The organism is Pedobacter cryophilus, assembly GCF_005116455.1.
Lineage (GTDB): Bacteria > Bacteroidota > Bacteroidia > Sphingobacteriales > Sphingobacteriaceae > Pseudopedobacter > Pseudopedobacter cryophilum.
The window spans coordinates 202,566-217,534 of the sequence record NZ_SWBP01000006.1 but is presented as its reverse complement, the minus strand read 5'-3'; the positions used below and the strand labels follow the sequence as shown (position 1 = coordinate 217,534).

Here is a 14,969-nt window from a genome sequence, read left to right as displayed (position 1 = left end):
CCATCTACGCCTTTTAAGCTTTAAAAAGCATGGCTTGCCACGTAAAGGAAAGTCTCTCACCGAAATCTCATCGAAAAAACCTTTTGATCTCAGTTTTTGACCACTAAACTCTATTGGTGCAATATTCTTTTCTTTCAGATAGATATAATAAGAATCTGTTATCGTCTCTACTTTATCCAGTTCAAAGTAGTCGCTAAGCCCCTCAGGAAGTATTATTGATAGTAATGTAGAGTCCAAAATATTGTCTTTCTACAAAAATAATTAAAAAATATTCCTCCCCAACTTTTACGCTTGATCCCAAAAGAAAAGAGATGTAAAGTTAAAAAAGAGTAGGAAAAAGTAAATTTTCTAGTCCCCTGATAATAAAAAAGCCTGTAAATTATTAATTTACAGGCTTTTTTATTTTAAAAAGTGGACCCGGAGGGATTCGAACCCTCGTCCAAACATGGGACCAGATGTGCTTTCTACATGCATATTTTGTGGTTGGTTTTAGTGAGCAATTTGGCCACAAACAGCCTGATTGTTCCTTAGTTTTTTTAGTTTTCGAGGCAAGTCCAAAACTTCCTTACCCTTATTCCAGCATTTCTGTGCTTCCTGATCGGCTGCCGCCAGACTTGGCTTCCGGGAAACATCTCGCTTACACTTCTAAAGTGTAACAAAGGCCATCTTAACTCGGTTAAGATTAAGCAGCAAGAGCGTAGTTATTTTCGCCTTTTGTGTTTTGAGAATCAATATTTAAGCGCTGAACCCTCATTGCGCTGCATGCTTACCCACTTATCATCCATCCTGTCTATTCCGGTCGAGCCCGTTTTTGATTTAAATTGATGAATTTATAAAGTTTAAAATTTTTAATTCTTAACCTTTAACTTTCAACTGATAACTGAATACCAAAATTACCAAAATATTTTTACCAAAATTAATTTTCTTGTGCTGCTGTTGTATTAATGACTCTGCCCGGATAAATTGCTAATGCATTTTCTAAACAAATCATCGCTTTTTGTAAATCATCGGCATTTAATACATAAGCCATTCTTACTTGATTATAACCAGCGCCTTTAGTGGCATAAAAACCCGTTGCAGGAGCCATCATTACGGTTTGATTTTCAAAAGAGAAATCTTCTAACATCCACTGGCAAAATTTATCGGCATTATCTATGGGTAAGCTGGCTACCACATAAAATGCACCACCTGGATTGGGGCAAAAAACGCCTTCCATTTTGTTTAAGGCGCTTACTAAAATATTTCTGCGGTGGGTATATTCTTTATTTACTTTTTCAAAGTATTCATCGGGTGTGTCTATAGCAGCTTCACCAGCAATTTGCTCTACCAAACCAGCACTTAAACGGGCTTGTGCAAATTTTAAAGCGGTACTTAAAACTTTTTTATTTTTGGTAATTAAACAGCCTAATCTTGCTCCGCAAGCACTATATCTTTTAGAAACTGTATCCATCACTATCACATGCTCTTCTAAACCAGCTAAGTGCATAGGCGAGATAAAGCTTTCTCCATCATAACAAAACTCACGATAAGCTTCATCAGAAAATATATATAAATCGTATTTAAGAGCTAGCAATTTTAAATCTTCTAATTCTTTGCGGCTATATAAATAACCTGTTGGGTTATTTGGGTTACAAATAATAATAGCCTTTGTTTTTGGGGTAATCAGTTTCTCAAAATCAGCAATGGAAGGTAAAGCAAAGCCGTTTTCAATGAAAGACATAATAGGTTTTACCACTACATCATTTTGGCAAGCAAAACCATTATAATTGGCATAAAAAGGTTCGGGAATAATCACTTCGTCACCAGGGTCTAAGCAAGTCATCATTGCAATAGTGATGGCTTCAGACCCTCCAGTAGTTACTATAATTTCTTCGGGTTTAATACCGTAATTAAGTTTGTTGTAGTAGGAAGCAAGTTTGGTACGATAGCTTAAAGTTCCTTCAGAGGATGTATAAGCCCAAACTTTAAAATCTATGTTTTTAATCGCATTCAACATTCCTTCGGGAGTCTCAATATCTGGCTGCCCAATATTAAGATGATAAACTTTTTTACCTTCTTTTTTTGCTTGATCTGCAAATGGTGCAAGCTTCCTGATAGGAGAGGCTGGCATGTGTATTCCTTTGTTTGAAATCTTTGGCATAACCACAATTATAAGGCTTCTCTAATTAATTTTCACCCTTACTGCTCAATATAACAAATATGTGGCAAAAGCTTAGTGATAAACAAACTCTCCATATTCACTAGAGATGCTCACTTGTTTTTGTGCGGCACTTTCTACTCTACCTACAATTTGGGCATCAATTCCAAAAGATTTTGAAATTTTTATAATATCCTTAGCAAATTCTGGAGCGATGTAAATTTCCATACGGTGGCCCATGTTAAATACTTTATACATTTCTTTCCAGTCGGTACCAGATTGTTCTTGTATCAATTTAAATAAAGGCGGAATTGGAAATAAATTATCTTTTATGATATGAAGGTTTTCTATAAAATGGAGTACTTTGGTTTGAGCACCGCCACTGCAATGAACCATTCCATGAATTTTAGAACGGTGTTGGTCTAAAATAGATTTAATTACTGGGGCGTAGGTGCGGGTAGGAGATAGCACCAGCTTACCAGCTGTAATTTCCAAATCGTCGTTAATTTTTATCAGATCTGTTAAAGCTTTATTACCAGAGAATACCAAATCAAATGGAACTGAAGGATCATAGCTTTCGGGAAATTTTTGAGCAACGGTTTTGTTGAAAACGTCATGACGGGCAGATGTTAAGCCATTAGAACCCATTCCGCCATTGTATTCTTTTTCGTAGGTGGCCTGGCCAGATGAGGAAAGCCCAACTATTACATCGCCAGCTTGTAAGGTATGATTAGAGATAATATCTTCTCTTTTCATTCGGCAAGTTACTGTAGAATCTACAATAATGGTTCTTACAATATCGCCTACATCAGCGGTTTCTCCACCTGTAGAATAAATATTGATACCCATTTCTCTCAATTCGGCTAAAATTTCTTCTGTTCCGTTAATAATTTCGGCAATTACTTCTCCGGGGATTAAGTTTTTGTTTCTGCCAATGGTTGATGATAATAAAATATGATCTGTAGCGCCCACACAAAGTAAATCATCTAAATTCATGATGATGGCATCTTGGGCAATGCCTTTCCAAACAGACAAATCGCCGGTTTCTTTCCAATATATATAGGCTAAAGAAGATTTTGTTCCCGCTCCATCTGCATGCATAATGTTGCAATAGTTGGGATCATTACCCAAAATATCTGGAATAATTTTGCAAAAAGCCTGAGGAAAAATTCCTTTGTCTATATTTTTTATGGCTTGATGAACATCTTCTTTGCCGGCCGAAACGCCACGTTGGTTGTATCTATTATCACTCATGTTGGTGTAAAGATATTAAAAAGCTTAAAGCTGAAAGTAAAAAGGTGAAATTGATGGTTGAATTTATGATTTTGTTTTGTTGCGTTAAGGATGGAAATGCCCGCCTGATCGGAACGGGCAGGGATAACGGCTTGTGTGCTTAAGGCCAGAAGCAGTATGAATGTACAGCCTGTTAAAACGCCCAAATAAAAAAACCGTTCCTTTTTACAGAAACGGTTTTTAAGCTTTTAGCCTTTTGCTTTACGCTTTTAGCCTTATTTGATAAATAACAATTCTCTGAACTTTGGTAAAGGCCAAATGTTATCGTCAACTAATAATTCTAATTTATCTACATGATAACGAATTGGCTCAAAGTAAGATTTAACTTTTTCGTCATAAGTAATTGCTTTTTCACGACTATCTTCTAAAACATTAGCCAGTTTACGTTCGTCGACCATGGCAACAACGTTCTTTTTGATAAAGTTTACATGTTCAGATATTTGCTTAATAATCATCATTTGAGCATCGTAAGCATCCTCTCCTAAACCTATATCTTTTAATCCTTTCACGTTTTCGATCATAGAAGTTTGATATTTAATAGCAGCAGGTATTACTACATTAGTTACCAATTCTCCAATTACACGAGCTTCAATTTGAAGTTTTTTGTAATAATCTTCTAATAAAATTTCATGACGAGCATGCGCTTCTCTTACACTAAATACGCCTGTATCTTGAAATAATTTAACCGATTTATCTGTAATTAAAGCATCTAAAGCTTTAGGAGTTGTTTTGATGTTTGCTAATCCGCGTTTTTCTGCTTCTTCAGCCCACTCATCACTATATCCATTTCCTTCAAAACGAATGTTTTTAGATTCTTTAATGTATTTTTTAATTACTGTTAAAAGAGCAACATCCTTTTTATCTCCTTTTTTGATCAATTTATCTACATCAGCTTTAAATTTAATTAACTGATCTGCCATAATCATGTTTAAAACAGTCATTGGGTTAGAAGAGTTAGAAGAAGAACCAACCGCTCTTAATTCAAATTTATTACCTGTAAAAGCAAAAGGAGAAGTACGGTTTCTGTCTGTGTTATCCAATAAGATTGAAGGAATCTTAGGAATGCTATGCCACATGGTATTTTCTTCCTTGGCTTTTTTGCTAATTCTTGAAGTTTCAATTTCGTCTAAAACATCATTTAATTGGCTACCTAAGAAAATAGAGATAATTGCAGGAGGGGCTTCATTAGCACCTAAACGGTGATCGTTATTTACTGATGCAATAGATGCTCTTAATAAATCTGCATGCTCATGAACCGCTTTTACAGTATTTACAAAGAAGGTTAAGAACATCAAATTGTTCTTTGGTGTTTTGCCTGGTGCTAGTAAGTTTTTACCTGTATCAGTAATTAAAGACCAGTTATTGTGTTTACCAGATCCATTTACACCTGCATAAGGCTTCTCATGTAATAATACTTTGAAATGATGTCTTTTAGCAATTTTATCCATTAAATCCATCAATAACTGATTGTGATCTATAGCTAAATTGATTTCTTCATATATAGGAGCGCACTCAAATTGAGATGGAGCAACTTCATTATGACGAGTTTTTAAAGGAATACCTAATAATAAGGCTTCAGTTTCAAAATCTTGCATGTAGGCAACCACTCTTTCTGGAATTGAACCAAAATAATGATCTTCTAATTGTTGGTTTTTTGCTGAAGAGTGTCCAAATAATGCTCTGCCGGTTAAAAGCATGTCTGGTCTTGCATTAAATAAGGCAAGATCAACTAAAAAATATTCTTGTTCTATACCTAAAGATGCATTTACCTTTGAAATACCTTTATCAAAATAATGACAAACATCAACAGCGGCTTTATCTAAAACAGATAGTGCTTTTAATAACGGAGCCTTATAATCTAAAGCTTCACCTGTATAAGAAACAAAAACTGTAGGAATACATAATGTTTTACCAAAAATGAAAGCTGGCGAAGAAGGATCCCAAGCGGTGTAGCCTCTGGCTTCAAATGTACTTCTGATTCCACCATTTGGGAAACTTGAAGCGTCTGGTTCTTGTTGAACTAAAGCATCGCCAGAGAATTTTTCAACCGCAACTCCATTAGAATCAGGTTCGAAAAAAGAATCATGTTTCTCTGCCGTAGTACCTGTTAAAGGTTGAAACCAGTGAGTATAGTGCGTAACGCCTTTACTCATTGCCCATGATTTCATTGCAGAAGCAATATGTTCTGCAATTTCTCTCTCAATAGGTGTTCCGCTTACTCCTGCACTTAAAATTGCCTGAAAAGCTTCTTTAGACATATAGTCCTTCATTTTGACTTTGTCGAAAACGTTGGCACCATAAAAATCTGAAATTTTTGAAGACGGCGCTTTAACTTCAGGAATTGTTCTTCCTAAAACTGATTGAAGTGCTTGAAATCTAATTGTTGACATTGTTTAGGTGTTTATTAGGTTGTTAATAATCATTAATTAATATAATGGATAAAAATAGTATCATTTTATTGAATTTTCCTAAATTTTTTTAAAAAAAGTCAAATTAACTTTCATTTTTTTAAAAATTCTATCAGTTTATGAGATATTTTTCAAGAAATATTGCAATTGTAAGCCGAATTGTGGTTTGATTTTGTTGAATTTGCTTTCAATATCTAAAAATCACTCTATTATTTTTTTTATTTCTTTTAGAGATAATTCATTTTTATTGATATTTTATTAAAAATTTAGAAAATTAGCTTTATAATTTTAGTATTATTTTGTTTTTTTATCAAAAATATGGTTAAAAACTTAAATTATTTTGTTGTTTTTAACAAATTATTGATTTTAGTCCTATTAAAAATGGCTGTTTTTAATTTAACTTTTATTACAAAATATAAATTTTTAAACAACATATAATTCATAAATTAATTCAAACTAAACCCTAAACAAATTAACAAATGAAAAAAGCAATTCCATTTCTCACATTGCTAATAGTAGCAATCTTATGTTTTGTGTTTCCAAACACAACAATTCTTAATGTAGAAGGTACAACCATTGATACAGGTGATACAGCTTGGCTTTTAGTTTCTACCGCCTTAGTATTATTGATGACACCAGGTTTAGCTTTCTTTTATGGCGGTATGGTTAGAAAAAAGAACGTGATTTCTACCATGTTACAAAGTTTTGTTTGTATGGGTTTAATTACTGTTTTATGGGTAGTAGTTGGATTCAGCTTGGCTTTTGGTGAAGATATTGGTGGAATTATTGGCGATCCTAGAACCTTCTTTATGATGAAGGATACTTTAGGCTTGGCTTCTTGGTCTTTAATGCCAACTGTACCTTTGATATTATTTGCAATGTTCCAATTAAAGTTTGCGGTAATTACCCCTGCATTAATTACAGGAGCATTTGCAGAGCGTATTCGTTTTAACTCTTATTTAATCTTCATCACCCTATTTGTATTGTTAATTTATGCTCCATTAGCTCATGCTACTTGGCATCCAAACGGAATTTTATTTGGATATGGTGTATTAGATTTTGCCGGTGGAACAGTTGTACACATGTCTGCAGGTTGGGCAGCTTTGGCGGCTGCTATTTACTTAAAGAAAAGAAATGCCCCAGATCACACCCCAGCTAGAATTAGCTACGTGATTTTAGGAACTGGATTACTTTGGTTTGGTTGGTTTGGTTTTAATGCAGGTTCTGCGGGTGGTGCTGGTGTTTTAGCAGCTACTGCTTTAGCTACTACTACTACTGCATCTGCGGCAGCAGCAATCACTTGGATTTTCTTTGATATTTTAAGAGGTAAAAAACCAACAGCAGTTGGCGCATGTATAGGTGCAGTTGTTGGTTTAGTAGCTATTACTCCGGCAGCAGGTTATGTTACCATTACAAGTGCATTAATTATTGGTTTTGTTGCAGCTATAGTAAGCAACTTGGTGGTGATTTGGAGATCTAAAACTAGTTTAGACGATACTTTAGATGTTTTCCCTTGCCATGGTGTAGGTGGAATGGTAGGTATGCTTTTAACTGGAGTATTTGCAACCCAAAGCGTTAACGCAGCTAATACTACAGGTAATGGTTTATTCTATGGAGAAACTAAATTATTTGTAATTCACTTAGTAGCTATGGTTGCTGTTTCTGTATTTGCCTTTGTTGGTTCAATGATTCTATTAAAAGTTACTGATATGATTATTCCATTAAGAGTATCTGCTGAAGAAGAAATAAGTGGATTAGATGTTTCTCAACATGATGAAGAGTTATAAAATTTTTAAATCAACAATTTACTAAACACTTATAAAAGCTTTAGGTCGGTTGCTTCAACCACAACCGACCTATTTTTAAATAAAAAACAATCCTAAACAATTAAAACAATGAAAAAAGTATTATTAACATTAACAGCTGCCATATTGGTAACTATTTCTTCTAAAGCTCAAGACAGTACTTCAACTCCTTTACAAATTTCTGGTTCTGTAGACACTTATTGGAAATATGATTTTGCTAAAACAGCTAATATTGGAACCAGTTTTGCATCAGATCAAAACTCTTTATCTTTAGGTATGATTGATGTTGCCTTAAAGAAATCAACAGGTAAAGCTTCTTTTGTTGGCGAGGTATCTTTTGGCCCACGTGGTCAAAGTCAATCTATTCCAAACTCTGGTGATGGCAATTCATTTCATATTCAAAACTTATATGCAACCTATGCTTTTTCTGATAAATTTAGCATGACAGCAGGTTACATGGGAACTTTTGTAGGTTATGAAGTGATTTCGCCGGTTGGAAACTACAATTACTCTACTTCTTATTTATTTACTAACGGGCCATTCCAAAATGCAGGTGTTAAAGCTTCTTATGCTTTTTCAAGCAAAGCAAGTTTAATGGTTGGTTTATTTAACGGATGGAATGCTTATACAGCTACCAAAGGAGTTTCAAATTTTGGAGCTCAATTAATGTTAGCCCCAGTTGAAGGTTGGTCGGCATATATTAATTTATTAACAGGTGAAGATGCTTATGGTGGTTATGGTACTGTATTAGATTTAACAACTGGTTACCAAATTACTGAGAAATTTAAGTTAGGTTTAAACTTAGCTGATTTTAGTAAATCTGAAGATGCTGATGGTGGTTACAGTGGTGGAGCAATCTATTTACAAAACTCAATTACAAGTGGTTTTGGATTAGGCTTAAGAGGCGAATATTTCAAATCTAAAAGTGGAGCAAATGGTTTAACGTTATCTGGCGTAGCACCTGATGAATCAGTTACTTCATTTACTTTGTCTGCTAATTTAAAAGCAGGAGGATTAACTTTTATACCTGAATTGAGGTTAGACAATGGTTCTGCAACTCAATTTTTAAAAGATAACGGATCTGCAACAAAATCTGCTTCTCAATTTTCTTTAGCAGCTGTTTATGCTTTCTAAATAATTAAAATTTTAGGTTAGGTTAAGGCTCATTTCTTTTAGGAATGGGCCTTTTTTGTGTATTGGTTAAGTATTGTAAATTATTTATTACAAACGAATAATAAGGATAAATTAATATCGTTTTAAGATAAAAAATATCCATATGCTGTACTCAAAATTTAGTATAAACAAAGTCGAGTGGCTCGATCTTGTTTTCGAAAACAGAAATCAATCTTATGGAGCTTATGTTTTAAGAAAGGAATCTGGTAATTATTTAATGAAGGCATTAATCATATCGTCTGTTTTTTTTATCGGTATGTTGCTGGTTTTATTCTCTTCTTTTTGGTTAAAGGATAGCTTAATGGGGAAAATTAATTCTAAAGAGCATATTTCAGATCCCATTCTAAAATTAACAGAAGTAAGTTTTAATAAAAAGGAGCAGCCGCCTTTAGCGGTTTCAAAATCAGCACCAAAAGTAAAGCAAACTCAATCTTTACCACCAAGAGTTGTGAATGATGCTTTTGTAAAAACAGATCCGCCAACTACAGAAAAATTAATGAATACTATTATAGGTCCATCTACAACTGAGGGAACAACAAGCATAGATGCAAATGTTCTTCCGGGCACAAACCAAACGGGAGATGGAAATGGTTTTGGAGAGGAAAACAATGAATTATTGAATGTTGCATCTGTAGATCAAATGCCCGAATTTCCTGGAGGAATGCAAGCTTGGTCTAAATTTTTAAATAGAAACTTAAGTTATCCAACTTTAGCTCAACAGAATGACATAACAGGGCGAGTAATTGTTTCATTCGTAGTGGAAAAAAATGGAGAGATTTCAAATTTAAAGATATTACAAGGAATAGGAGCAGGTTGCGATGAGGAAGCATTAAGAGTAATTAAAAAATCGCCACTTTGGAAACCAGGGTTACAAAATGGTAAAGCTGTTAGGGTGAGTTATGTGATACCTATAGTTTTTAGGATGAATTAGAATTGAATAAATTGATATATTTACGAACCGTTTTTCAAATTTGAAATGCGTTTTTTTTTATTTTCAAAAAAAACATTTGAAATCAGTAACGTTAAAATTTTTAATAAATATTTCTAATTATTTTGATTTAAAGACATTCATTAATTTGTCAAATCAAAAGCTTTTATTGCCTTTTTACCACACTGTAAGTGATTTTGATTTACCCCATATCCAAAACTTATATCAAGTAAAAAGCACCCTAATTTTTAAAAGAGAACTGGATTATATTTGTAAATCTTTTAAAAGTATCCCAATAGAAGATGCTGTTAGTCTTAACGATAATAAAAAAAGATGTAAAGAAGCCTTTTTCCATTTATCTTTTGATGATGGCTTAAAAGAGATAAGAACTGTAGTGGCTCCTATTTTATTAGAGAAAGGTATACATGCGACTTTTTTTATAAATCCTTCATTTTTAGATAACAAAGAACTGTTTTACCGATTTAAAGTATCTTTAATTATCAATCAGTTGAATAAAGGAGATTCTAAGGGTATTGAAATTGAAGTTGGTAAAATACTAAAATCTGAGTTTCTTAATTTCGAATCTAAACTACTGTCATTTACTTGGAATGAAAGGCATCTTTTGGATGAAATTGCTCAAATAGTTAATTTAGATTTTAATGAATATTTGAAAAGAGAACCGTATTTGGATACCGATGATGTTTTATGGTTAAAAGAAAAAGGATTTAGTATAGGTGCTCACAGTGAAAATCATCCTAGATATGTAGATATTAGTTTAGAAGAACAAATTCAACAAACTAATTGCAGTTTGCAATACTTAAAAGATAATTTTAATGTCAACAGAAATTATTTTGCATTTCCTTTTTCAGATAGCGGGGTAGGGTCAGAATATTTCAATCACTATGATTTACAACCGAGTATCAATTTTGGTACTGGAGGTTTTAGAGAAGATAAATATGGCTTTAGTATACAAAGAATTCCTCTTGAAGTAGGTAATTATGGTGCTGAAGAGATTATTAAAATGCAATATTTAAAACTAATTATCAGAAAAATTTTAAGAAATAATAAAATTAATAGATGATTAAAGAGATACTAAAAAAGGTAATTAAAACCGAGTTTAGAATAAAAATAAGGCGTAATATCTTTGAGCTTAAAGGTCTATTACATAAGGGGAATAAGTTTTATTGTATTTGTTGCAACCAATCTTTTAATAAATTTTTATCATTTGGGAATGAAAAGAGAGAAGATGCACAATGCCCTAGTTGTGGTTCTTTAGAGAGGACAAGGTTATTAAATTATTATTTGATTAATGAGACAGATATTTTTTTTGACAATAAATCTATTTTGCATTTTGCTCCAGAATCTATGCTCTCAAAAAGCTTAAAAAAATCATCAAATAAATATTTGTCTGTAGATATTCAGAAGGGTTATGCCGATAAAATTGAAGATATACAAAATCTAACTTTTGAAGATTGCGCCTATGATTATATAATCTGTTCTTGTGTGCTGGGTCATATTCCTGATGAAAAAAAAGCAATTGATGAGCTCTATAGAGTGTTAAAGATAGGGGCTAAAGCTTATATTCTAACAGTAATTAATTTAAATGTTTATGAAACTTTAGAAGATTCAAGTGCTATATCTGATGAGCAAAGATTAAAATTGTTTGGAGAAAAGGACTTATTGAGGCTTCACGGAACAGATTTTATAGAGCGATTGAAACGTTCAAAAGTAAGTGTTAAACAAATTGATTATTCTTTAAATTTTAGTTTGCATGATAGAAGGCGTTTTAGTTTTGGAAATAAAGAAAGGGAGTTGATTTTTGAGATTGAAAAAATTAAACAGGATTAGATGTTAAATAAGGTAACAGAAGCTGATTTTCAGAGGTTGATTCCAATTAGTTTAGGTTTGAGTCCGTTATTTATGAATATTACTTCTAAAATAATGAAAGCTAAACCTGTTTATTACATATATACTAATGATTATCACCCAATAGTTGCACTTGCATTATTCGAAAAAGATAATTGTATAGAGGTAGCTAATCATTATCCTTATTATTCTGGAATATGGATAAAAAACATGCAAAATATCAGCCATCAGAAAGCATTAAACGAATCTTTGAAATTCTTAAATAAAAAATACGATTCTATAACATTTAATTTACCTAGAGAAATTAAAGATGTAAGGTGTTTTTTATGGAACGATTATAAGCTTAAAATTAAATACACTTATGTTAAATCAACCTTAACTGAAGATTTTCAAAGAAACGTTTTTAAGAATTATAGTAAGGCTAATAAAGAATCTAATTTAATTTTCCAACCAACCTCATTATCTGAAGATGATTGGTTTTATCATCAGGAACAATTAAAAAGTGTAGGATTTAGTCTGAGTAAGCTATCTAGATTGAAAAATTGGATAATAGCTTTAGAAAGAGTTCAATTAATTAAAGTTTTTTCTATCACCAATGCTGAGCATGTATTTTTAGGATCTGGTATAATAATTCTGGATAGTTACTCAAAATCAGCCGGTTTTTTGCTAAGCTATGTTCCTAAAGGAGAGCTTCAATCACAGGTAAATGCTTTTTTGTATGTAGAGTTACACAGATGGTTAAAAGAAAATGGATTTTTAAGTTTTGATTATCTTGGGGCCAATAATTTGAGAATAGCAGATTTTAAAAGTAGATTTAATCCTGAATTAGATAGTTTTTTTGTTGTTTCTTATCACAGAAAAAGCTTAAAAAACAGACTAAATGCTATTATTTTTTTTTTAAAAAGGATAAAACTAAACTAGTAGTGATTCATTTTTTTTTTTTAATATATTTTTTTGAAAAGACCAGAATTAAAAAGCATATTTTTAAAATTATACTCCAATTAATAAATAATTGTATAACATTATTGTATCCCCAGAATGGTTTCCCAATAAAGAAAATTTGCTAAGTGCTATTTTTACTAAAAAGCATATAGAAGTTATTGCCAAAACTAATAATGTGGTGGTTGCTTTTGCAGTTGGAACAGTAGGTGAGGATAAAAATTATAACTTGGTAATAGAAAAGAATGTTTTTACAAGTGTGATATGTTATTTTAGATTATCAAAACTACCTTTAATAGGTAAATACATAAACTTTATCAATTATTTTTTAGCAGATTATAAGGCTATAAAACAAGCTGAATTATTAATAGAAAAGGTGGATTTTTTTCATATTCATGTTTTGCCTAAATCGGCTGTAATACCATATTTATACTATTTATTTAAAAATGTACCCTATTTTATTTCTGAGCATTCTACTGCTTATTTAAGAAAATCTAATAATTATGTAGAAAGTTGGTTAAAGATAAAGTTTGCGAACAATAGTAAAGGTTTAAGTGCCGTTTCAGAGTCCCTAAAGTTTGCTATGGAGAACAAGGGGCTTAAGCATCAAAATTTTAAGATTATTCCCAATGTGATTAACCCAAATATCTTTTCTTTAAAGCCTTTAAATAAAGATACCAAAATTAAATTCCTACATGTATCTAGATTAGATGAACAAGCTAAAAATGTAATTGGGATATTAAGGGTTTTTGAGTTATTATATCATAAATATCAGCAGATTGAATTACATATTGTAGGTGGGTTTTTGGATATGGTGTCAGATGCGGAGCTTTTTAGTAAAGCATTAAAGTGTACTGAAGCTGTTTTTTTTCATGGTATTAAATACGGTGAAGATATTGTACCTTATTACCATAATGCAGATTATTTTGTAATGTTTAGCAATTATGAGACACAAGCTGTGGTAGTGGTAGAAGCTTTAATGTGTGGTTTACCAGTAATTGCAACTCAATTACCTGCTTTAGATGAATACTTACATCAATATAATAGTATTCAGGTTGCGACAAAAGACGAATCAGATTTATACTTAAAAATGGAAAATTGTATTAATAAAACTTGTGATTTTTGGCCAGCAGAAAATATTTCATCAGATATTAAGCTAAAATTTGATTTAAATAGCCTAGAAGAGGGTTTTAAAACGCTATATAAGTTAGGAATGAACAGTTGAAATATGTTTAAGAAAATTATATTCTCTTTTCAGTCTAATTTCATTGTAGCTGTTCTTGCCTTGGTTTTAACGTTATTAACCGCTAAATTTTTAGGGGCTTATGGTAGGGGATATCTAAGTATTATTGCTACTTATATTGCTTTTATTCAGTTAATAACGGGCATTTTAGGGCCTGGAACTTTAGCTTTTTTAATGAGGGTACATAAGTTTAGTGAATTGTTCTTACTATCTTTTCTTTGGAGCCTAGTAATTTCAATTTTTAGTACTTTCTTATTAAATACAATAGGTTTAATAAATCAACAGGTTACACTTATCTTTTTCTTAAATTGCTTTTTACTTTCAATTTTTTCTTTAAACCTAAGAGGACTTATCAACAAGTCCAATCTAAATTGGTATAATATTTTAATTGTGCTACAGCCACTTGTTATTTTAGCATGTTTAAGCTATTCTGGCTTAAACAATTTTACCGCTTTAGATTTTCTGTATTTTCAAAATCTATCATATTTATTAGTAATCTTAATTTCTATTTTGGTTTTAAGGGATGAGATTTTTGTAAAAATAAATTTTTCAGAATTAATTAAATTAACGAGATCAGCTTTTAAGATAGGAGGGATAAATCAATTGTCAAATTTAACGCAGTTGTTTAATTACAGACTTTCATTTTTTTTTCTGGAAAAATGGAGTGGCCTTAACGCTGTTGGTATATTTAGTATCATTCTTTCAATAGCGAATGTAATTTGGCTTTTTGCAATTACTGCAGGAACTTTAATTGGTGATGAAATAAGTAAAGTAGCAACCAGCACAGATAAAGGTTTGAAATTGATTAATCGATACTTGAAAATTTCTGTTGGCGTATCATTGATTTTCTTATTTGCGGCCTTTATTTTACCCTCTTCGTTTTACATTTACCTTTTAAATAATGATTTTAGTCGAATTAAATTTTATTTAGTAACATTTTCTCCTGGTATCCTAATTTTTTCAATAGCTAAAGTATTGGCTTATTATTTTAGTAATATCGGTAAAGTAAGGATTAATTTGATCTCTTCTTTTGGAGGCATTGTACCTACTTTTTTAGGTTTTTTTTTAGTAAAATATTATGCAATAAACGGAGTAATTATCAGCACAAGCTTTTCCTTTTTAATTTCAACTTATATTTTAATTTATTTCTACATTAAGGAAAATAAAAAGTATTGAC

At 31.7% G+C, this 14,969-nt stretch carries 12 protein-coding genes and 1 other RNA gene; 8 read left to right on the top strand and 5 right to left on the bottom strand.

All coding sequences use genetic code 11. From position 1 onward, the window contains the following. From FA046_RS17405 to FA046_RS15510, 5 genes are all read right to left on the bottom strand, one after another. Positions 1-237, bottom strand: a 237-nt coding sequence (locus FA046_RS17405) for an ISAon1 family transposase N-terminal region protein (protein ID WP_205943678.1), incomplete at its 3' end; no start/stop codon positions are given. A 172-nt stretch (positions 238-409) separates the two neighbouring features. Then, positions 410-807, bottom strand: a transfer-messenger RNA (tmRNA) gene (gene ssrA, locus FA046_RS15525). A 109-nt stretch (positions 808-916) separates the two neighbouring features. Then, complete coding sequence (locus tag FA046_RS15520; protein ID WP_136827448.1) at positions 917-2,140, bottom strand: pyridoxal phosphate-dependent aminotransferase; 1,224 nt, start codon at positions 2,138-2,140, stop codon at positions 917-919. A 72-nt stretch (positions 2,141-2,212) separates the two neighbouring features. Next, positions 2,213-3,391, bottom strand: coding sequence for an AIR synthase related protein (locus FA046_RS15515; protein ID WP_136827447.1), 1,179 nt, complete (start codon positions 3,389-3,391; stop codon positions 2,213-2,215). Between the two features lie 254 nt (positions 3,392-3,645). Beyond that, positions 3,646-5,820: a glutamine synthetase III family protein gene (locus tag FA046_RS15510; protein ID WP_136827446.1), complete on the bottom strand. Its 2,175-nt coding sequence runs from the start codon at positions 5,818-5,820 to the stop codon at positions 3,646-3,648. A 497-nt stretch (positions 5,821-6,317) separates the two neighbouring features. Here FA046_RS15510 and FA046_RS15505 point away from each other — a divergent pair, with 497 nt between their 5' ends. The 8 genes from FA046_RS15505 (at position 6,318) to FA046_RS15470 (ending at position 14,968) form a co-directional block, all read left to right on the top strand. Next, positions 6,318-7,625 (top strand): ammonium transporter, encoded by a 1,308-nt coding sequence (locus tag FA046_RS15505; protein WP_136827445.1) that lies wholly within the window; start codon positions 6,318-6,320, stop codon positions 7,623-7,625. 108 nt (positions 7,626-7,733) lie between these two features. Beyond that, positions 7,734-8,777: a porin gene (locus FA046_RS15500; RefSeq protein WP_136827444.1), complete on the top strand. Its 1,044-nt coding sequence runs from the start codon at positions 7,734-7,736 to the stop codon at positions 8,775-8,777. Positions 8,778-8,919: 142 nt separating this feature from the next. Next, on the top strand, positions 8,920-9,747 hold the full coding sequence (locus tag FA046_RS15495) for an energy transducer TonB (protein WP_136827443.1): 828 nt from the start codon (positions 8,920-8,922) through the stop codon (positions 9,745-9,747). Between the two features lie 145 nt (positions 9,748-9,892). Next, the gene (locus FA046_RS15490) at positions 9,893-10,825 is read left to right on the top strand and encodes a polysaccharide deacetylase family protein (RefSeq protein ID WP_169303388.1); all 933 of its coding nucleotides are present in this window, start codon (positions 9,893-9,895) and stop codon (positions 10,823-10,825) included. Further along, the gene (locus FA046_RS15485) at positions 10,822-11,592 is read left to right on the top strand and encodes a class I SAM-dependent methyltransferase (protein WP_136827441.1); all 771 of its coding nucleotides are present in this window, start codon (positions 10,822-10,824) and stop codon (positions 11,590-11,592) included. The genes FA046_RS15490 and FA046_RS15485 overlap by 4 nt, the downstream gene beginning before the upstream one ends. After that, complete coding sequence (locus FA046_RS15480; RefSeq protein WP_136827440.1) at positions 11,593-12,531, top strand: hypothetical protein; 939 nt, start codon at positions 11,593-11,595, stop codon at positions 12,529-12,531. A gap of 91 nt (positions 12,532-12,622) precedes the next feature. Further along, positions 12,623-13,774, top strand: coding sequence for a glycosyltransferase family 4 protein (locus tag FA046_RS15475; protein WP_136827439.1), 1,152 nt, complete (start codon positions 12,623-12,625; stop codon positions 13,772-13,774). Positions 13,775-13,777: 3 nt separating this feature from the next. Beyond that, a complete protein-coding gene (locus tag FA046_RS15470) occupies positions 13,778-14,968 on the top strand; it encodes an MATE family efflux transporter (RefSeq protein WP_136827438.1) in 1,191 nt (396 codons plus the stop codon). Position 14,969: the final 1 nt, after the last annotated feature.